Raw genomic sequence first — 19,576 nt, 5'->3', positions numbered from 1 at the left:
GCGCATGAAAAAGCCCGGCAATAGCCGGGCTTTTTTGGGTTGGCGTTCGCCTTGCGGGGCGGCGCATCGGCGGATAACGCCGCTGGCGTTATTCGCCCTACCCGACAGGCAGCGCCGCCCACAAAGTCACTGCGGGCCGTAGGGCGAACAACCGCTCGCGGTTATCCGCCGGAACCTGCATGTCACCGATTGCGCCCTCCCCCGATATCACGCCCCTCCTTCGAGCCTGGCCAGGCGCTCCTCCAGCGCCGCCAGGCGCGTCTCCAGCTCGGCGATCCGCGCTTCCGCATCGGCCGACAGAGCGGCCGGCGCGGCGCGTTCCGGGTCGCTGCCCATCGCCTCCACGGCGGCCTCGAGGTCGGCCTGGCTGCCGAGCAGGTGCATGTAGCGCTCCTCGCGCTGCCCGGCGCGACGCTCCAGGTGCACGGCCAGGCCACGGCCGGCGAGGCGTTCCAGGTGGTGGCGGATCTGCTCGACGTCGTCGAAATCGTGCAGGCGGTTGCTGCGGGTGAGCAGTTCGTTGAGGGTCTGCGGACCACGCAGGAACAGCAGGCCGAGCAGCGCCACCTGTGGCGCCACCAATTCCAGGCCCTTGCCCAGGGTGTGCTCCCAGCGGTCGGCGCGGCTGCCCATCACCAGCCGGACCAGGCCGCGCCCCTCGAGCTGGCGCAGGCTCTGGCCGACCTGGCCGGGCGTGAGGTTCATCACCGGATCGCGGCTGGTCTTCTGGTTGCAGGCGAGGACCAGGGCATTGAGGGTCAGCGGATAGGTTTCCGGGGTGGTCGCCTGCTTCTCGACGAGGCTGCCGAGAATCCGTGCATCGACGGCGCTCAGCGGGTCGTCGACGAACGGCGAGTTGGGCTCGGTGGACATCGCTACATCCCTATGCAAGGAAAAAGGCGCCTAGCCTAGCGCGAGTCGCCGGGGATGGCACGGAGCGTCATGTAAATAAAACCCATGAGGCGAGCCCCGACCTGCGGGGCCCGCCGTCGCGCACGGGCTCAGCGTACGGCTTCGAACAGCCCGCTGGCGCCCATGCCGCCGCCGACGCACATGGTCACCACGCCGTAGCGCAGGTTGCGCCGGCGCAGTTCGCGGACCAGATGACCGACCTGGCGCGAGCCGGTCATGCCGAACGGGTGGCCGATGGCGATGGAGCCGCCATTGACGTTGTACTTCTCGTTGTCGATCTCCAGCCGGTCGCGGCAGTACAGGCACTGCGAGGCGAAGGCTTCGTTGAGTTCCCAGAGATCGACGTCGGCGATCTTCAGCCCCTTCGCCTTGAGCAGCTTCGGCACCGAGAACACCGGACCGATGCCCATTTCGTCCGGCTCGCAGCCGGCCACGGTGAAGCCACGGAAGAAGGCCTTCGGCTCCAGGCCCAGCGCCAGCGCTTTCTCCAGGCTCATCAGCAGGGTCATCGAGGCGCCGTCGGAGAGTTGCGAGGCGTTGCCGGCGGTGACCGAACCGTCCTCGGCGAACGCCGGCTTCAGCGAGGCCAGGCCTTCGAGGGTGGTGTCCGGGCGGTTGCAGTCGTCGCGGTCGACCACTCCGTCGAGCACCTGCTTCTCGCCGCTGGCCTTGTCCTCCACCGCGTAGCGGGTGGTCATCGGCACGATCTCGTCGGCGAACAGCCCGTCCGCCTGGGCTCGCGCCATCCGCTGCTGGCTCTGCAGGGCGTAGGCGTCCTGGGCCTCGCGGGTGATGCCGTAGCGACGGGCGACGATCTCGGCGGTCTGCCCCATGGGGTAGTAGATGCCCGGCACCTCCCTTTGCAGCAGCGGGTTCACCAGGTGGTCGGTGTTGACGCTCTTCAGGGTCAGGGTGATCGACTCGACGCCGCCGGCGACGATCACCTCGCTGCAACCGGAAGCGATCTGGTTGGCGGCGATGGCGATCGCCTGCAGGCCGGAGGAACAGTAGCGGTTGAGGGTCATCCCCGGCACCTGGATGCCGAGGCCGGAGAGCACCGCCACGTTGCGCCCGATGTTGTGGCCCTGGGCGCCTTCGTTGGAGCCGGCGCCAACGATGCAGTCATCCACCAGCAGCGGGTCGAGGTCGTTGCGCGCCAGCAGCGCGTCGACGCAGTGGGCGGCCATGTCGTCCGGCCGGGTCAGGTTGAACTTGCCGCGGAAGGACTTGGCCAGGCCGGTCCGGACGCTGTCGACGATCACCACTTCACGCATGGGGGTACCCTCGCTGTTATTGTCGGTCGGCCGCCGGGGCAGCGGCCGGATCGAGCGAGGATAAGGCGAGGCAATCGCGCGAGGCACCGATCATTCATCCGGCGTATGCGTCGCCATCCCCTGGAGAGGACGGCGCCGCATTCCGGCGGGCCTCACTTGTCCTTCTTGTACGCCGCTTCGATGGCGTCGTTGATGGTGCGCAGCACCTTGACCCGGGCGAAGCGCTTGTCGTTGGCTTCGACCAGGGTCCAGGGCGCGATCTCGGTGCTGGTACGGTCGACCATATCGCCCACCGCGTCCACGTACTGGTCCCACTTGTCGCGGTTGCGCCAGTCTTCCTCGGTGATCTTGTAGCGCTTGTAGGGGGTTTTCTCGCGTTCCTTGAAGCGCTCCATCTGGGTCTGCTTGTCGATCGCCAGCCAGAACTTCACCACGATGATCCCGTACTCGCTGAGCTGCTCCTCGAAGTCATTGATCTCGCCATAGGCGCGTAGCCAGTCGGCCGGTGCGCAGAAGCCCTCGATGCGCTCCACCAGCACGCGGCCGTACCAGGAACGGTCGAAGATGGTGAACTGGCGACGCGCCGGAATGTGCCGCCAGAAGCGCCAGAGATAGGGCTGCGCACGCTCCTCTTCGGTCGGCGCGGCGATCGGCACGATATGGTACTGGCGCGGGTCCAGCGCGTCGGTGACACGGCGGATGGCGCCGCCCTTGCCGGCCGCGTCGTTGCCCTCGAACACCGCGACCAGCGAATGCTGGCGGAAGCGCTTGTCGCGGATCAGCCCGGCCAGGCGGGCCTGCTCGGCGGCGAGCTGCTCCTTGTAGGCGTCCTTGTCCAGGTACTGGCCCAGGTCCAGGGAGTCCAGCAGGCCGCGGTTGTCCAGGCTCGACACCAGCGGCGCGGCGTGCGGCTGGCGCTTGGCGCGCTCCTTGGTGGCCAGCGCGGCCTGCAACCCTTCGAGGAGGATGCGACCGACGGTCAGGGCGCGGTAGCGCTCGTCCACGCCTTCCACCACGTACCAGGGCGCGTAGTCCCGGCTGGTGCGGCGCAGCACGCGCTCGCCGTAATGCACGAAGCGGTCGTAGACCTCGCTCTGCTTCCAGTCCAGCGGACTGAGCTTCCAGCTGTGCTGCGGGTCCTTTTCCAGCGCCTTGAGGCGTTCCTTGAGCTGTTTCTTGGAGAGGTGGAACCAGAACTTGAAGAGCAGCGCGCCTTCGTCGCAGAGCATGCGCTCGAAGCGTTCGGCGGCATCGATGGCCTGATCCAGCTTGGCCTCCTTGATATGCCCCTCGACCCGCGCGTAGAGCATCTGGCTGTACCAGTTGCCGAAGAAGATACCGGTCCGCCCCTTGGGCGGCAGGCGCCGCCAGAAGCGCCACTGCGGCGGCCGCTCCAGTTCCTCGTCGGAGGGACGGAGGAAGCTCTGCACTTCGATCAGGCGCGGGTCCATCCACTCGTTGAGGAGCTTGACCGTCTCCCCCTTACCGGCGCCCTCGATGCCGTTGATCAGGATGATCACCGGGAAGCGCGCCTGCTGCTTGAGCTCGAACTGCGCCTCGAGCAGCGCTTCGCGCAACTCGATGACGGCCTTCTCGTAGGTGTCCTTGTCGATGCTGTGGCCAACTTCCGCGGATTCGAACATGGAGGTCTCCCTTAACCTGAGTCCTTCAAGGTAGCGGATCGGCGTGCGGCTGTCTGCGCGGCGCCGCGGCATGTTCGCGCAGCGCCTCGCCGCTGGCCGGCAAAGCCCCGTAAAATGCGCCATCCGCTTTTTCAGGTTCTGCCATGTCCGACTTCCAGCATGCCCAGCTCGACTGGGACGAAAACGGCCAGCCGCTATCCCGCGCCTTCGGCGACGTATATTTTTCCCGGCATTCCGGGCTCAACGAGACGCGCCATGTGTTCCTCGCCACCAACCGCCTGGCCGAGCGCTTCGCCGCGCTGGGCGACGGCGAGGTGCTGTGCATCGGCGAGACCGGCTTCGGCACCGGACTGAACTTCCTCTGCGCCTGGCAGCTGTTCGAGCGGGTCGCGCCGGCCGGCGCGCGCCTGGAGTTCGTCAGCGTGGAGAAATTCCCCCTCGCCGCCGCCGACCTGCGCCGCGCCCTGGCGCTATGGCCGGAACTGGCGCCCTGGAGCGAGGCCCTGCTGGGCCAGTACCTTGCCGTGCACCCGGGCTTCCAGCGCCTGGCGTTCGCGGGCGGAAGGGTCGGCCTGACCCTGCTGCTGGGCGATGCCCTGGAGTGCCTGCCGCAGCTCGACGCGCGGGTCGACGCCTGGTTCCTCGATGGCTTCGCCCCGGCGAAGAACCCGGACATGTGGTCGCCCGTACTGTTCGCCGAACTGGCGCGACTGTCGGCGCCGCAGGCGACCCTGGGCACCTTCACCAGCGCCGGTTTCGTTCGCCGAGGGCTGATCGAGGCCGGTTTCGCCATGCAACGGGTACCGGGCTACGGACAGAAGCGCGAGATGCTCAGCGGCACCTACCAGGGGCCGCCGGCGAACGCCGGCAAGCCCTGGTACGCACGCCCCGCGCCCCACGCCGGGCGCCGCGCGGCACTGGTGGTCGGCGGCGGCCTGGCCGGCTGCGCCAGCGCCGCCAGCCTCGCCGCGCGCGGCTGGCAGGTGACCCTGATCGAACGCCATCCCGGCCTCGCCCGGGAAGCCTCGGGCAACCCCCAGGGCGTGCTCTACCTGAAACTCTCGGCCCACGGCACGCCGCTGTCGCGCCTGGTGCTCAGCGGCTTCGGCCATACCCGCCGGCTGCTCGAACGCCTGCGGCGCGGCCACGACTGGGACGCCTGCGGCGTACTGCAACTGGCCTTCGACGCCAAGGAAGCGCAACGCCAGGCGCAACTGGCCGCAGCCTTCCCCGCCGACCTGCTGCACGGCCTGGAGCGCGAGCAGGCCGAGCGCCTCGCCGGCGTCGCCCTGCCCGCCGGCGGCCTGTTCTATCCCGAAGCCGGCTGGGTCCATCCGCCCGCGCTGTGCCAGGCCCTGGCCGCCACCCCCGGGATCACCCTGCTGAGCGGCCGGGCAGTACGCTTGCGCCGCGAGGGCGACGACTGGTGCGCCTACGCCGGCGACGAATGCCTGGCCCGCGCGCCACTCGCGATCCTCGCCACCGCCGCCGACATCCGCGACTTCCCGCCCGCCGCCGAGCTGCCGCTGAAGCGCATTCGCGGGCAGGTCACCCGCCTGCCGGCCACCCCGCAAAGCCGGGCGCTGCGCACCGTGGTCTGCGCCGAGGGCTACGTCGCACCGCCGCGTGGCGACGAACACACCCTCGGCGCCAGCTTCGACTTCAAGAGCGAAGACCTGGCGCCGACCCTCGCCGAACACCAGGGCAACCTCGAACTGCTGCGGGAAATATCCCCCGACCTGTTGCAGCGCCTGGGCGCCGACGACCTGCCGCTGGAGCGCCTGGAAGGCCGCGCGGCATTCCGCTGCACCAGCCCCGACTACCTGCCCCTGGTAGGCCCGCTGGCCGAGCGCGCGGCCTTCGACGAGGTCTACGCGGTGCTCGCCCGCGACGCCCGCCAGGTGCCGGAGCGTGCCTGCCCCTGGCTGCCAGGCCTGTACCTGAACAGCGGCCACGGCTCGCGCGGGCTGATCAGCGCGCCGCTGTCCGGCGAACTGCTGGCGGCGTGGATCTGCGGCGAGCCGCTGCCGCTGCCGCGCGCGGTGGCCGAGGCCTGCCACCCGAACCGCTTCCTGCTGCGCGACCTGGTGCGCGGGCAGCGCGGCTGAAGCCCCGGGCGCACCGATTTGCGCTACCCTTCGGGCCTGCCGCACGCGCAGGCCATACCGGACCACCGGCTGGCTCACCCGCGGAAATAGTTGATCGACGATGGATGTACTGCTCTTCGAATCCCTGGGCATCGGCGCCGTTCTCGGCCTGCTGCTCGGCCTCACCGGCGCCGGCGGCTCGCTGGTCGCCCTGCCCCTGCTGCTCAGCCTGCACCTGCCGCTGCGCGACGCCATCGGCGTGAGCCTCGGCGCGGTCGCCCTGTCGGCGCTGATTGGCGCCATTCCGCGCGCGCGCCAGGGCCAGGTGGCCTGGCGGCCGGTGCTGGTCCTGGCGCTGGCCGGCCTGCCGAGTAACGCCGTCGGCCAATGGCTCGGCCGCTTCGTCCCGGAAGGCGTGCTGATCGTCGCCTTCTGCCTGCTGGTGCTCTGGTCGGCCTGGCGCATGTGGCGCGGCGCCGGGATGAAACGCGAGGCCAGCGACCAGGCACGGAGCCTGCCGCTGCTCGGCATCGGCCTGGCGGTCGGCTTGCTGTCGGGATTGATGGGCGTGGGCGGCGGCTTCCTGGTGGTGCCGGGGCTACTCTGGTTCACCCCGCTGTCGATGATGGCCGCCACCGCCACCTCGATGGCGGTGATCGCGCTGGTCTCCGGCGGCGGCTTCCTGATCTACCTGACCGGCGCCCACCCGCCGCTGCCGCTGCTCGGCGGCCTCGCCGCCGGCGGCGCGGTCGGCGTGCTCGGCGGCAACCTGCTGGCGCAGCGCCTCGGCGGCCCGACCCTGCAACGCCTGTTCGCGCTGATGCTGGTGGCGGTGAGCTTCTCCCTGGCGGCGCAGAAGCTCTACGGCGGGTAGCTTTCCTCGGCGGCCGGGGCACCGGGGAAGCGGCGTTATGCGCCCTACGCGAAGGTCACGCCATGGCGTACAACGCGCTTGTCCACCAGGCATCGGCAGGTTCGCCAGGTAAAGACCGCCGACGCGACTGTCTTTCGTAGCGAACCTGGCGCCCTCACTCTTCTTCGACGTCCTCTTCCGGCAAGCCGAACAGGTCGGCCGCGCGCAGCAGCGCGGCCAGCAGGCCGTGGCGCTCCCACTCGGGCAACGCGGCGAAGCGCTCGATGACGTACTCCGGCAATAGCGGCGGCGCCTCCGCCAGGGCTTCGTGGCCGGCCGGGTCGAGGTGCAGCCAGGACTTGCGCCGGTCCTGTTCGTCGCGCCGACGATAGAGCAGGCCGCGTCCTTCGAGGCGGTCGAGCACGCCGGAGAGCGATGCCTGGGACAGGCTGACCAGCTTGGCCAGTTGCGTCGCGGTCAGTTCTCCCTCCACCGCCAGGACATGCAGGATCAGCAATTGCAGCGGGGTCAGGCCACCGTATCGGCTGAGACGCTTGGAGTGGATTTCGGCGGCCTGCTGGAGACGGCGGATGGCGCGGAAAATAGCGAGCGAATAGGTATCGGCAGCGGTCTTATTACTTTCAACCATAATAAATTCTTCGTTAAGGGTCCTGATAGGCCCGGAAAATTCGTATAGAACTCCTTCCAACTGTAACGGTCCTCTGTTAGGTAAGTCATGTACCCGGAAGGGGTACGCAACCCACTTCCCCAACGGAGAACCGGTAAGGAATATGTGCGGCATATCAGGAGAGTTTCGTTTCGACAACCAGGCAGCCGACCTCGCAGCGGTCGAACGCATCACCCACCACCTGGCCCCTCGCGGCCCCGACGCCTGGGGCTTCCACGCCCAGGATCCGATCGCCCTCGGACATCGACGGCTGAAGATCATGGACCTGGCGGAAGCTTCCGGCCAACCGATGATCGATCCCGATCTCGGCCTGGCCATGGTGTTCAATGGCGCCATCTACAACTACCCCGAACTGCGTGGCGAACTGGAAAGCCTTGGCTATCGGTTCTTCTCCGGCGGCGACACCGAAGTTCTCTTGAAGGGGTACCATGCCTGGGGCGCCGATTTATTGCCCCGGCTCAATGGGATGTTCGCCTTCGCCGTCTGGGAGCGCGATCGCCAGCGGCTGTTCCTGGCCCGTGACCGACTCGGCATCAAGCCGCTCTACTACAGCCTCGACCGCTCGCGCCTACGCTTCGCCTCGAGCCTGCCGGCCCTGCTCAAGGGCGGCGACATCGCCAGCGACCTCGATCCGCAGGCGCTGAATTTCTACCTCAACTTCCACGCCGTGGTTCCCGCCCCGCACACCTTGCTGGAGGGCGTGAAGAAGCTGCCGCCGGCGACCTGGATGAGCGTCGACCTCGACGGCAGCTGCGAGCAGCGCACCTGGTGGACGCTGGACTACGGCCCACGCCCGGACGAGCGCGAGCTGACGCTCGACGACTGGCAGGAGCGCGTCCTCGACGGCCTCCGCGAAGCGGTGGCGATCCGCCAGCGCGCCGCCCGCGAGGTCGGCGTGCTGCTCTCCGGCGGGGTCGATTCGAGCCTGCTGGTGGGCCTGCTGCACGAAGCCGGGGTGGACAACCTGCTGACCTTCTCCATCGGCTTCGAGGATGCCGGCGGCGAGCGCGGCGACGAGTTCCAGTATTCCGACCTGATCGCCGAGCGCTATCACACCCGCCACCATCGCCTGCGCATCGGCGAGCACGAAGTGATCGAGCAGTTGCCGGCGGCCTTCCGCGCCATGAGCGAGCCGATGGTCAGCCACGACTGCATCGCCTTCTACTTGCTCGCGCGGGAAGTCTCGAAGCACTGCAAGGTGGTGCAGAGCGGCCAGGGCGCCGACGAGCTGTTCGCCGGCTACCACTGGTATCCGAAGGTGGATGGCGCCGACGACGCCTTCGCCGCGTACCGCGCGGCGTTCTTCGACCGCGACCACGAGGAATACCTGGCCACCGTCGGCGAGCGCTTCCGCGTCGAGGACGTCGCCGGGCGCTTCGTCCGCGACCACTTCGCCAGCCCCGGCGCCGAGGCCGCGGTGGACAAGGCGCTGCGCCTGGATAGCACGATCATGCTGGTCGACGACCCGGTCAAGCGGGTCGACAACATGACCATGGCCTGGGGCCTGGAAGCCCGCGTGCCGTTCCTCGACTACCGCCTGGCCGAGCTGTCGGCGCGCATTCCCGCCCGCTTCAAGCTCGGCGACGGCGGCAAGCAGGTGCTCAAGGGTGCCGCGCGCAAGGTGATTCCCAGCGAAGTCATCGACCGGCCCAAGGGCTACTTCCCGGTGCCCGGCCTCAAGCACTTGCAGGGCCGCACCCGCGAATGGGTACGCGAACTGCTGCTCGACCCGAGCCAGGACCGCGGCCTGTTCCAGCCGGCGATATTCGATCGCCTGCTGAGCGATCCGGACGGCGACCTCACACCGCTGCGCGGCTCCAAGCTGTGGCAGCTGGCCGCCCTCAACCTCTGGCTCAGCGAACAGGGACTTTGAAAATGGGCCCCCAACGCAGGGGCCCGAACCAGGAGCGATCATGAAAGGCCACTTGCATCTGCCTCACCCGCACAACCAGCGCCTGCAACGTATCCAGGCGCCCACCTACGAACGCCTCCAGGCGCGTCTCGCCGAAGATCACAGCGAGCCCACCGAGAAACCGCTGAGCATCCACTGCGGCTGGGGCCGCCTGCTGATCGGGCAGACCTACCCGGACGCCGAGGAATTGGCCCGCGACCTGTTGCAGGAAGCCCCCGGCGAACGCGACATCGCGCTCTACGTGGCGGCGCCGCAGCAGGTCCTGGCCCACGCCCCGCAGCAGCTCTTCCTCGATCCCTCGGATACCCTGCGCCTGTGGTTCACCGACTACCGCCCGGCGCGCCGTCCGCCACGCGGTTTCCGCATCCGCCGGGTGCATACCGAGGAGGACTGGGCGGCGATCAACCGCCTGTACCTGGCGCGCGGCATGCTTCCGGTGCAGACCGAGCGCCTCAGCCCGCGACACCAGGGCGGGCCGATCTACTGGCTGGCCGAGGACGCCGACACTGGCGTCGCGGTAGGCACGGTGATGGGCCTCAACCACGCCAAGGCGTTCCAGGATCCGGAGGGCGGCTCCAGCCTCTGGTGCCTGGCGGTGGACCCGCAATGCAGCCGGCCGGGCGTCGGCGAGGCGCTGGTACGGCACCTGGTCGAGCACTTCATGAGCCGCGAACTGGCTTACCTCGACCTCTCGGTGCTGCACAACAACCAGCAGGCCAAGGCGCTCTACCGCAAGCTCGGCTTCCGCGAACTGGCGACCTTCACCATCAAGCGCAAGAACGGCATCAACCAGTCGCTGTTCCTCGGCCCCGGCCCGGAGGAAGACCTCAACCCCTACGCCCGGATCATCGTCAACGAAGCCCACCGGCGCGGCATCGAGGTGCGCGTCGACGACGCCGAGGGCGGCCTGTTCACCCTGACCCAGGGCGGCCGGCAGATCCGCTGCCGTGAATCGCTCTCCGACCTGACCACGGCGGTAAGCATGACCCTCTGCCAGGACAAGGTCCTCACCCACCGCGCCCTGCAGCACGCCGGCCTGCGCCAGCCACAGCAGCGCCTGGCCGGCAGCGCGGAAGAAAACGCCGCGTTCCTCGCCGAGCACGGTTCGCTGGTGGTCAAGCCGGTGGACGGCGAGCAGGGCCAGGGCGTGGCGGTGGACCTGCGCACCGCGGAAGAGGTCGAGGAGGCCATCGAGGCCGCCCGCCATTTCGATTCGCGCGTGCTGCTGGAGAGCTACCACGCCGGCCACGACCTGCGCGTGCTGGTGATTGGCTACGAGGTGGTGGCCGCCGCCATCCGTCGTCCCGCCGCGGTGATCGGCGACGGCCGGCACAGCATCCGCGAGCTGATCGAGGCGCAGAGCCGCCGGCGCCAGGCCGCCACCGGCGGGGAAAGCCGCATCCCGCTCGACCACGAGACCGAGCGCACCCTGCGGGCCGCCGGCTATGGCTACGACGACGTGTTGCCCAGCGGCGAACACCTGGCCGTGCGGCGCACCGCCAACCTGCACACCGGCGGCATCCTCGAGGACGTCACCGACGCCCTCCATCCGGCCCTCCGCGAGGCCGCGATCCAGGCCGCGCGGGCCCTGGAAATACCGGTGGTGGGCCTGGACTTCCTGGTCGAGGCCGCCGACCAGCCCGACTACGTGATCATCGAAGCCAACGAGCGCGCCGGCCTGGCCAACCACGAGCCGCAGCCGACCGCCGAACGCTTCGTCGATCTTCTCTTCCCCCTCAGCCGCGAGGTGCCTTCATGACCCCTCTGCCACAACCGGACCTCAACTACCTGCAACGGGTGCTGCTGGAGATGCTCGCCATCCCCAGCCCCACCGGCTTCACCGATACCATCGTGCGCTATGTCGCCGAGCAGCTCGACGAACTTGGCGTGCCCTTCGAGATGACTCGCCGGGGAACCATCCGGGCGACCCTCCAGGGCCGCCTGAATACCCCCGACCGGGCGGTTTCCGCGCACCTCGACACGATCGGCGCGCTGGTCCGCGAGATCAAGCCCAACGGCCGCCTCGGCCTGGCCCCGGTAGGCTGCTGGTCGAGCCGCTTCGCCGAGGGTAGCCGGGTCACGGTGTTCACCGAACAGGGCGTGTTCCGTGGCAGCGTGCTGCCGCTGCTGGCTTCGGGCCACGCCTTCAATACCGAGGTGGACAACCTGAAGATCAGTTGGGACAACATCGAGCTGCGTCTCGACGCCTATACCGCCAGTCGCGCCGACAGCGAGAGCCTGGGCATCTCGGTGGGTGACTACGTGGCCTTCGATCCGCTGCCGGAGTTCACCGAGAGCGGCCATATCAGCGCCCGCCACCTGGACGACAAGGCCGGGGTCGCGGCGCTGCTGGCGGCGCTGAAGGCGGTCAAGGAAAGCGGCCAGGAGCCGCCGATCGACTGCCACCCGCTGTTCACCATCACCGAGGAAGTCGGCTCCGGCGCCGCCGGCGCCCTGCCCTGGGACGTCAGCGAGTTCGTCGGCATCGACATCGCCCCGGTGGCCGAAGGCCAGAATTCCAACGAGCACAGCGTCAGCGTGGCCATGCAGGACTCCGGCGGGCCCTACGACTTCCATCTGTCGCGGCACCTGCTGCGGCTCGGCGAGCGCCACGACATCGCCCTGCGCCGCGACCTGTTCCGCTACTACCACAGCGACGCGCAGTCGGCGATCGCCGCCGGCCACGACACCCGCGCCGCGCTGCTGGCGTTCGGCTGCGACGCCACCCACGGCTACGAGCGCACGCACATCGACAGCCTCGCCGCGCTGAGCCGGCTGCTCACCGCCTACATCCTCAGCCCGCCGGTCTTCGCCAGCGACGCCAAGCCCCGGGAAACCTCGCTGGAACGCTTCAACAAGCAGCTCGAGCATCCGGTGCACATGGAAAGCTGCACCCACGTCCCGCCGGTGGACGAAGTGCTCGACAGCAGCAACAACAGCGACAAGGACTGAACCCGCGCCGGCCTCCCCGCCCCCGGGGAGGCCGCCCTCCTCTCCAGCCAACTGCTAGGCTGATGGCAGGTTCCCTCGCCTGTCTCGTTTCCTCCGTAGCATCATGCGTGCCGACTCGTGTCCATGGAGTAGTTGCATGTCCCGACTCTGCCTGGTCCTGCTGTTGCTCTGCTGCGCGCTGCCGGCCCGGGCGCAGCCGCCCGCGCCGCTGGACGGAGAGGACCTGCGCCTGTCCCTGGGCGCATACGCCGAGTACTACCGCGACGCCGGCGGCAAGGCGCGCCTGGGCGACATCCTCGCCTTGCCGGCGCAGGCCTTCGCCGCCCTGCGCGGCGACCACGCGAACTTCGGCAAGAACGCCGCGGCCTGGTGGTTCAGGGTGCGCCTGGACAACCGCAACGGCACCGACCTGGCCGGTTTCCTGGAGATCAACTACCCGCTGCTGGACGACCTCAAGGTCTACCTGCTGACCGCCGATGGGCGCATCGAACAGCAGGAGAGCGGCGACCTGTTCGCCTTCTCCCAGCGCCCGGTGCAGGTGCGCAACTTCTGGTTCCCGCTGCGACTGCCGCCCGGCGAGAGCACCCTGCTGCTGCGCGTGCAGAGCACCAGCACCGTCTACGTGCCGCTGTACTTCAGCACCTACGCGGCCAGCGCGGCCAGCCAGGAAACCCTGATGGGCTTCAACGGGGCCTTCTACGGGGTGCTGTTCGGGTTGTTCTGCTACAACCTGTTCCTCTTCGTCTCGCTGCGCGAGGCCACCTACGCCTGGTACCTGCTGTACAACCTCAGCCTCGGCCTGTTTTCCGCCAGCTTCGACGGCCTGCTGTTCAAGCTGCTGCCCGGACACGTGGCGCTGGAGTCGGCCGGCATCTACCTGCTGATGTACCTGAGCTGCCTGGTGTCGATCCAGTTCAGCCGCGGCTACCTCTACACCCGCCGCGACTTCCCGCGCCTCGACCGCTTCCTCCGCGGCCTGCTGCTGGCCTGCGTGGTCCTGTTGGCCAGCGAGCCGCTGGTGGGGCTGCGCGCCTGGAACGTCCTCGCCAGCCTGACGGTGATGCTGGTCTCCCTCAGCCTGCTGCTGGCCGGCGTCCACGTCTGGCGCCAGGGCCTGCGCTACGGCCTCTACTACATCCTGGCCTGGGGCGCGCTGCTGCTGTCGTTCCTGGTCACCACCGCCGCCTCGCTGGGCTTCGAACTGTTCGGCCTGTTCGGCAGCAGCGTGGTCAAGATCGGCATGACCGTGGAACTGGTGACCCTGTCCATCGGCCTCGCCGACCGCATCAATGCGCTCAAGGAGGAAGGCTTCCGCTCGCGCCAGGCGGCCGAGCAGGCGCGGGTGGAGAACGAGGCGAAGAGCCGCTTCCTGGCGAAGATGAGCCATGAGATTCGCACCCCGCTGAACGGCGTGCTGGGCATGCTGCAACTGCTCCGCGACACCCCGCTGGACCGCGGCCAGGCGGCCTACGTGGAGACCATCGCCAGCTCCGGCAGCGCGCTGATGTCGGTGATCAACGATATCCTCGACTACGCTCGCATCGAGTCCGGCAAGCTGCACCTGGAGCGCATCGACTTCGACCTGGAGGAACTGCTCTCCGACACCCTGGCGCTGTTCAGCGCCCAGGCCGTGGAAAAACGCCTGCGCCTGCATCTCGGCCTGGACAGGGGCGTGCCGCGCCGCCTCAATGGCGACCCGACGCGGTTGCGCCAGGTACTGATGAACCTGCTCAGCAATGCCCTCAAGTTCACCGCCGAAGGCCATGTCGCCGTGCGCGTGCAGCGGCGCTTCGACGAGGGCGGACACGAGCGCCTGCTGTACAGCGTCAGCGACAGCGGCATCGGGATATCCGCCCAGGCGCAGAAGACCCTGTTCGAATCCTTCTCCCAGGCCGACTCCAGCACCACCCGCCGCTACGGCGGCAGCGGCCTGGGCCTGGCGATCAGCCGCGAGCTGGTGCAGATGATGGGCGGGCGCATCGAGGTGAGCAGCGAGCCGGGCAAGGGCACCCGGTTCAGCGTCGACCTGCCGCTCAGCCCCGCCCTCGACGCCGGCGAAGCGGACGAACTGGCGCAACTGCTGCAACACCGCCCGGCCCTGCTGGCCAGCGAGGACAACCTGACCCTGGACTGCCTGCAGGCATTGCTGGAGCGTTGGGGACTGCGGGTCGAACGCTGCCTGCAGCCGAGACGGCTGAACGCCTACCTGGAGGACTTCAGCGCACCGCCCCTGCTGGTCCTGGCGGCGCCCTGGCCGGGGCCGCCGTCGATCTGGCTGGACACCCTCTATGCGCAACTGGAGCAAGGCCAGCGCATCCTCCTGCTATGCCCGCCGCAGCACTGCCAGGACCTGCCGCCGCACGAAGGCCTGCGCCTGCTGGCCCTGGCCCAGCCGGTGGCGGTGAAGGCCCTGCGCGAAGCCCTGCTGGAACTGTACCGGGAGCGGCGCCGACAGCCAGGGCGGAGCAGCGAGGCGGCCCCGGACGAACGCCCGGACGCCCCATGCATCCTGGTCGCCGAGGACAACCCGGTGAACCAGCTGGTGGTGCGCGGCTTCCTCGCCAAGCGCGGCTACGCGGTGCGCCTGGCCGGCAACGGACGGCTCGCGCTGGACGAGTACCTGCGCGATCCGAACGGCATCCAGTTGATCCTGATGGATGGCGAGATGCCGGAAATGGACGGCTTCGAGGCGACCCGCCTGATCCGCCGGGAGGAGCGTGCCCAGGGCTGGCCGCGCGTACCGATCGTCGCCCTGACCGCGCACATCCTCGACGAACACCGCCGGGCCGGAATCGAGGCTGGCATGGACGCCTACCTCGGCAAGCCGGTGGACCGGGCGGAACTCTATGCCACCCTCGAACGCCTGCTCGGCCAGCCCTCGCGACAGGCATGACAGTGCGCGATGCGTCGCGCTAGCATTCGCCGCCATCCCGGAGTACCGCCAATGCTGATCCCCCACGACCTGCTCGAAGCCGACACCCTGAACAACCTGCTGGAAGACTTCGTCACCCGCGAAGGCACCGACAATGGCGACGAGACCCCGCTGGACGTGCGTGTAGAACGCGCCCGGCATGCCTTGCGGCGGGGCGAGGCGGTGATCCTGTTCGACCCGGAGAGCCAGCAGTGCCAGTTGATGTTGCGCAGCGAGGTGCCTGCGGAGCTGTTGCGCGACTGAGTCGCGGCATCGCCCCGCCTGGCGGGGCGGGTTCGCCGCCCTGCACACCCCGGAAACGCCGGACAGCGCCCCCGCTCCGCAGGGCGAATAGCCGCTCGCGGTCATCCGCCGCTCATCCGCGACATCGGCGGATAACGCCCATGGCGTTATTCGCCCTACACGCCCCGGAAACGCCGGACTGCGCCCCCGCTCCATAGGGCGAATAACCGCTCGCGGTCATCCGCCGCTTAGCCGCGACATCGGCGGATAACGCCCATGGCGTTATTCGCCCTACACACCCCGAAAAAGCCGGACTGCGCCCCAGCTCCGTAGGGCGAATAACCGCTCGCGGTTATCCGCCACTCATCCGCGACATCGGCGGATAACGCCCATGGCGTTATTCGCCCTACACACCCCGGAAACGCCGGACAGCGTCCCCGCTCCGTAGGGCGAATAACCGCTCGCGGTCATCCGCCGCTCATCCGCGACATCGGCGGATAACGCCCATGGCGTTATTCGCCCTACACGCCCCGGAAACGCCGGACAGTGCCCCCGCTCCGTAGGGCGAATAACCGCTCGCGGTTATCCGCCGCTTATCCGCGACATCGGCGGATATCGCCCATGGCGTTATTCGCCCTGCACACCCCGGAAACGCCGGACAGCGTCCCCGCTCCGTAGGGCGAATAACCGCTCGCGGTTATCCGCCGCTTATCCGCGACATCGGCGGATAACGCCCGTGGCGTTATTCGCCCTACACGCCCCGGAAACGCCGGACAGCGCCCCCGCTCTGCAGGGCGAATAACCGCTCGCGGTTATCCGCCGCTTATCCGCCGCCCCCTCACTCCTTCGCCCCACCCTCCTCCGTCTCCAACGCCGCCCTGGTGATGTTCCGGCTATGCGCGCCGAAATGCCCGATCAGCTCGATCAGTTGCGCGTTCAGCACCGCATTGTCGTGGGCCTCGGGGCGTGGCTGGTTGCTCTCGCTGAAGTCCTGCGCGGCGGAGGCCGGGCGGGCGGCCAGCCATTCGCCGATGGCGGCGTCGAAGGCCGCGGCGTGGGCGTTCGACTCGGCGGCCACCACGTCGCGCAAGTAGGTCGGCGAATAGGCCGGATAGGCACCGTCGCGGCGGGTGTCGGCGTAGGCGTCGAGCATCGGCTGCGGGCGGCCGTCGCGGAGCAGTTGGCGCAGCCAGTCGAACTGGTATTTCTCCACCGCGGTATGGCGGTTCGCGACACGCTCGATGGCCGCCTGCTTTTCCTCCGGGTAGCCGAGCAATGCCTTGCCCTCCATCTGTAGCATCGCCGCCAGGCTGGCACCGGGCAGCGGCGTGGAGTGGTAGGGCTGGGTGATGTCCTGGATGTAGTGCATGCCCCAGCCAAGGAACCGGTAGCCCCAGTAGGGATGACCGTTGGCGAAGGCGAAGCGGGACAGGCCGAAGTACTGGTAGGCACGCCATTCCGGCCAGGCCCGGGCGAGGAACGGCGCGCCGCTGTAGATCACCGCCGCCTCGTGATAGAAGCCCATGTGGAACGGCGCCTGGGAGCTGAACTCGAAGCGCGGGTCGCCGAATGGCTGGGTGCCGAAGCCGTAGCGCTGGCCGGCTTCGCCGGGGTTGTCGCTGAACAGGTTGATGTCGTGGCCGTAGTCCGGTTCGTCGGCGGCGGTGGCCAGCACTGCCAGGGGCGCGACTCGCTCGCCGGGCTCCAGGCGGATGAAACGCCAGGCGGTCCACGGCGAGAGGTTCTGGAACACCAGCACCTCCTGTGGCTTGAGGTGCGGGCGCTGCGGCTGGTCCTGCCCGGGAAGCGGCTGGAGCGCCAGCGCCAGGCGGATCTCCGGGTTGACCCGCAGCGCCGCGAGGAACGCCTGACGCAAGTCGCCGGCCTCGCCCTCGGCAGCGAAGCGCAGGGCGGCCGGACGCGCCGGGTAGTTGCCGATATGTGCTCGGGCGTAGGCTTCCTGCTCGTCCAGCAGGGCGGCCAGTCCACCGCGCTCGGCGGCGAGGAACGCCTCCAGCGACTCCACCTCGACTTCCGGCGCCTCGCGGATGGCCGCCAGCTCGCGCAATGCCAGGTAGCTGCCCACCGTATGGTTGGACCAGGCCCACAGGCTCGGCGAGACGACCCACGCCCCCAGCAGCAGGCAACGCAACAGCAACTTCATCGGCTTTTCGCTCTTGTCTCGACTCGGTGCCGGCAAGCCTACCAATGCGGGACACCCAGGGCACTGTCCTGCCTGGACATCGGAACTCTCCGATAGCGCCATCGGACCAATGTCTATCCACGCCGGGCCGGCCCCATGACCGCCATCAATGGCGCCCAGGCGCCAGGCGGCTAGACTTTCCCGACATCAGGCACGCTGATACAAGGCACCCATCTGATGCTCCAGTCCGTTTCGCCCAAGCACGACCTGCCCCTCAAACCCGAAGGCCAAGCGGCCAAGCCAGAACGCACCGGCACCTGGGCGCCGTTCTCGATCCAGGCCTTCCGCATCATCTGGATCTGCAACCTGTTCGCCAACCTCGGCACCTGGGCCCAGTCGGTGGCCGCCGCCTGGGTGGTCACCGACGCCCACGCCAGCCCGCTGATGGTGGCGATGATCCAGGTCGCCGCGGCACTGCCGCTGGTGCTGCTGTCGATCCTCTCCGGGGTCATCGCCGACAACCACGACCGGCGCAAGATCATGCTCTGGGGGCTCAGCTTCGAGATGACCGGAGCGATGTTCGCCACCCTGCTGGCCTTCCTCGGCTACCTCGACCCGGTGCTGCTGATCATCTCCATCCTCTGGATCTCCCTCGGCGGCTCGGTGACCATCCCGGCCTGGCAGGCGGCGGTCAACGAGCAGGTGCCGGCGCGCATGGTCAGCGACGCGGTGCTGCTCAACAGCGTCAACTACAACGTCGCCCGCGCCGCCGGCCCGGCCCTCGGCGGCCTGTTGCTGAGCGCGGTGGGACCGGCCTGGGTGTTCCTGTTCAACAGCTTCTGCTACATGGCCCTGATCTGGGCGATCTGGCAGTGGCGGCGCGACGTGCCCAAGCGCAGCCTGCCGCCGGAAGGCATCCTCGAAGGCGTCACCGCGGCGCTGCGCTTCACCCAGTACTCAACCGTCACCCGCCTGGTGATGATGCGCTCCTTCGCCTTCGGCCTCTCCGCCAGCGCGGTCTGGGCCCTGCTGCCGCTGCTGGCGCACCGCAACCCGGACGGCGACGCGGCGATCTACGGCTACATGCTCGGCGCCCTCGGCCTCGGCGCGATCCTCGGCAGCACCCAGGTCTCGCGCCTGCGCCAGCGGATCGGCAGCAGCCGGCTGATCAGCCTGGCCGGCTTCACCCTGGCGCTGATCCTGCTGACCCTCGGCCTGGTGGACAACCTCTGGGTCCTGTTCCCGGTGCTGATCCTCGGTGGCGGCTGCTGGATCGGCGCCCTCGCCACCTACAACTCGGCGGTGCAGATCCTCGTCCCCGACTGGATCAAGGCGCGCGCCCTGGCGCTGTACCAGACCGCGCTGTACGGTGGCCTGGCGCTGGGTTCGTTCCTCTGGGGCCATCTCGCCGAGACCATGACCGTGCACGGCGCGCTGCTGGCCGCCGGCTGCCTGCTGCTGGCCTCGGTGATCCTCCTGTACAACTCGCGCCTGCCGGAAATGGACGCCGCCAGTATTTCCCGCGCGCCGGCGAGCATGCCCGGGCAGCCGAGCTTCGTCTTCAACACGCGGCGGGGCATGGTGCTGGTCTCCATCGAATACCGGATTCCCGCCGAGCGCACCCGCGACTTCGTTCGCGCCGCCCAGCCGCTGCGCCGCCTGCGCCTGCGCAACGGCGCGGAGCGCTGGTCGCTGTTCCGCGACGTGAGCAACCCGGAGGTCTGGCAGGAACTGTTCCTGGTGGACAACTGGATCCAGCACCTGCGCATGCTCGACCGCATGACCCTGGCCGACAAGATCGTCATCGACAACGTCACCGCCCTGCATGCCGGCGACGGTCCGCCGCAGATCCGCCATTGCGTGAGCTACGAGGCCAGCAGCTACGATACGCCGCTGGTGAAGAGCGCCACGCCGCCGGCCAACGACGAGGCGGGCGCGACGGCGGGGAGCTGAGAACG

14 protein-coding genes are annotated in these 19,576 nt (G+C 68.8%); 8 read left to right on the top strand and 6 right to left on the bottom strand.

Annotated elements, in window-relative coordinates:
• Positions 1–207 precede the first annotated feature (207 nt).
• The 4 genes from FHW81_RS04100 to FHW81_RS04085 form a co-directional block, all read right to left on the bottom strand.
• A complete protein-coding gene (locus FHW81_RS04100) occupies positions 208–873 on the bottom strand; it encodes a YceH family protein (RefSeq protein WP_003091932.1) in 666 nt (221 codons plus the stop codon).
• Positions 874–1,001: 128 nt separating this feature from the next.
• Positions 1,002–2,186, bottom strand: coding sequence for a thiolase family protein (locus FHW81_RS04095; protein ID WP_003102299.1), 1,185 nt, complete (start codon positions 2,184–2,186; stop codon positions 1,002–1,004).
• Positions 2,187–2,338: 152 nt separating this feature from the next.
• The gene (gene pap, locus FHW81_RS04090) at positions 2,339–3,829 is read right to left on the bottom strand and encodes a polyphosphate:AMP phosphotransferase (protein WP_003102298.1); all 1,491 of its coding nucleotides are present in this window, start codon (positions 3,827–3,829) and stop codon (positions 2,339–2,341) included.
• A 25-nt stretch (positions 3,830–3,854) separates the two neighbouring features.
• Entirely contained in the window at positions 3,855–3,974 is a 120-nt protein-coding gene (locus FHW81_RS04085; RefSeq protein ID WP_003091936.1) for a hypothetical protein, read from the bottom strand.
• Between FHW81_RS04085 and mnmC the strand changes: the two genes are divergently transcribed.
• Together mnmC and FHW81_RS04075 are read left to right on the top strand one after the other, a co-directional pair.
• Positions 3,973–5,937: a bifunctional tRNA (5-methylaminomethyl-2-thiouridine)(34)-methyltransferase MnmD/FAD-dependent 5-carboxymethylaminomethyl-2-thiouridine(34) oxidoreductase MnmC gene (mnmC, locus tag FHW81_RS04080; RefSeq protein ID WP_023085996.1), complete on the top strand. Its 1,965-nt coding sequence runs from the start codon at positions 3,973–3,975 to the stop codon at positions 5,935–5,937. The genes FHW81_RS04085 and mnmC overlap by 2 nt on opposite strands.
• 100 nt (positions 5,938–6,037) lie before the next feature.
• Positions 6,038–6,790 (top strand): sulfite exporter TauE/SafE family protein, encoded by a 753-nt coding sequence (locus tag FHW81_RS04075; RefSeq protein ID WP_003117537.1) that lies wholly within the window; start codon positions 6,038–6,040, stop codon positions 6,788–6,790.
• A 154-nt stretch (positions 6,791–6,944) separates the two neighbouring features.
• On the opposite strand, the gene FHW81_RS04070 is transcribed toward FHW81_RS04075, so the two are convergent.
• A complete protein-coding gene (locus FHW81_RS04070) occupies positions 6,945–7,418 on the bottom strand; it encodes a MarR family winged helix-turn-helix transcriptional regulator (RefSeq protein ID WP_003091943.1) in 474 nt (157 codons plus the stop codon).
• Positions 7,419–7,560: 142 nt separating this feature from the next.
• Here FHW81_RS04070 and FHW81_RS04065 point away from each other — a divergent pair, with 142 nt between their 5' ends.
• From FHW81_RS04065 to FHW81_RS04045, 5 genes are all read left to right on the top strand, one after another.
• Entirely contained in the window at positions 7,561–9,330 is a 1,770-nt protein-coding gene (locus FHW81_RS04065; RefSeq protein ID WP_023091116.1) for an N-acetylglutaminylglutamine amidotransferase, read from the top strand.
• A gap of 40 nt (positions 9,331–9,370) precedes the next feature.
• The gene (gene ngg / locus FHW81_RS04060) at positions 9,371–11,128 is read left to right on the top strand and encodes an N-acetylglutaminylglutamine synthetase (RefSeq protein ID WP_023091115.1); all 1,758 of its coding nucleotides are present in this window, start codon (positions 9,371–9,373) and stop codon (positions 11,126–11,128) included.
• The gene (locus FHW81_RS04055; RefSeq protein ID WP_003091951.1) at positions 11,125–12,321 is read left to right on the top strand and encodes an osmoprotectant NAGGN system M42 family peptidase; all 1,197 of its coding nucleotides are present in this window, start codon (positions 11,125–11,127) and stop codon (positions 12,319–12,321) included. The genes ngg and FHW81_RS04055 overlap by 4 nt, the downstream gene beginning before the upstream one ends.
• 136 nt (positions 12,322–12,457) lie before the next feature.
• Positions 12,458–15,214 carry a hybrid sensor histidine kinase/response regulator gene (locus FHW81_RS04050; RefSeq protein WP_004351210.1) on the top strand — a complete coding sequence of 919 codons (2,757 nt, stop codon included), beginning with the start codon at positions 12,458–12,460 and terminating at the stop codon, positions 15,212–15,214.
• Between the two features lie 51 nt (positions 15,215–15,265).
• Complete coding sequence (locus FHW81_RS04045) at positions 15,266–15,496, top strand: YheU family protein (RefSeq protein ID WP_003091959.1); 231 nt, start codon at positions 15,266–15,268, stop codon at positions 15,494–15,496.
• Between the two features lie 817 nt (positions 15,497–16,313).
• On the opposite strand, the gene FHW81_RS04040 is transcribed toward FHW81_RS04045, so the two are convergent.
• A complete protein-coding gene (locus tag FHW81_RS04040) occupies positions 16,314–17,639 on the bottom strand; it encodes a hypothetical protein (protein ID WP_023091114.1) in 1,326 nt (441 codons plus the stop codon).
• Between the two features lie 216 nt (positions 17,640–17,855).
• Between FHW81_RS04040 and FHW81_RS04035 the strand changes: the two genes are divergently transcribed.
• On the top strand, positions 17,856–19,571 hold the full coding sequence (locus tag FHW81_RS04035) for an MFS transporter (RefSeq protein WP_003103747.1): 1,716 nt from the start codon (positions 17,856–17,858) through the stop codon (positions 19,569–19,571).
• Positions 19,572–19,576: the final 5 nt, after the last annotated feature.

Source organism: Pseudomonas sp. RC10-4-2, from assembly GCF_050433085.1.
In the GTDB taxonomy this organism is placed as follows: domain Bacteria; phylum Pseudomonadota; class Gammaproteobacteria; order Pseudomonadales; family Pseudomonadaceae; genus Pseudomonas; species Pseudomonas aeruginosa.
This window is presented reverse-complemented; position numbering and strand designations above follow the sequence as displayed.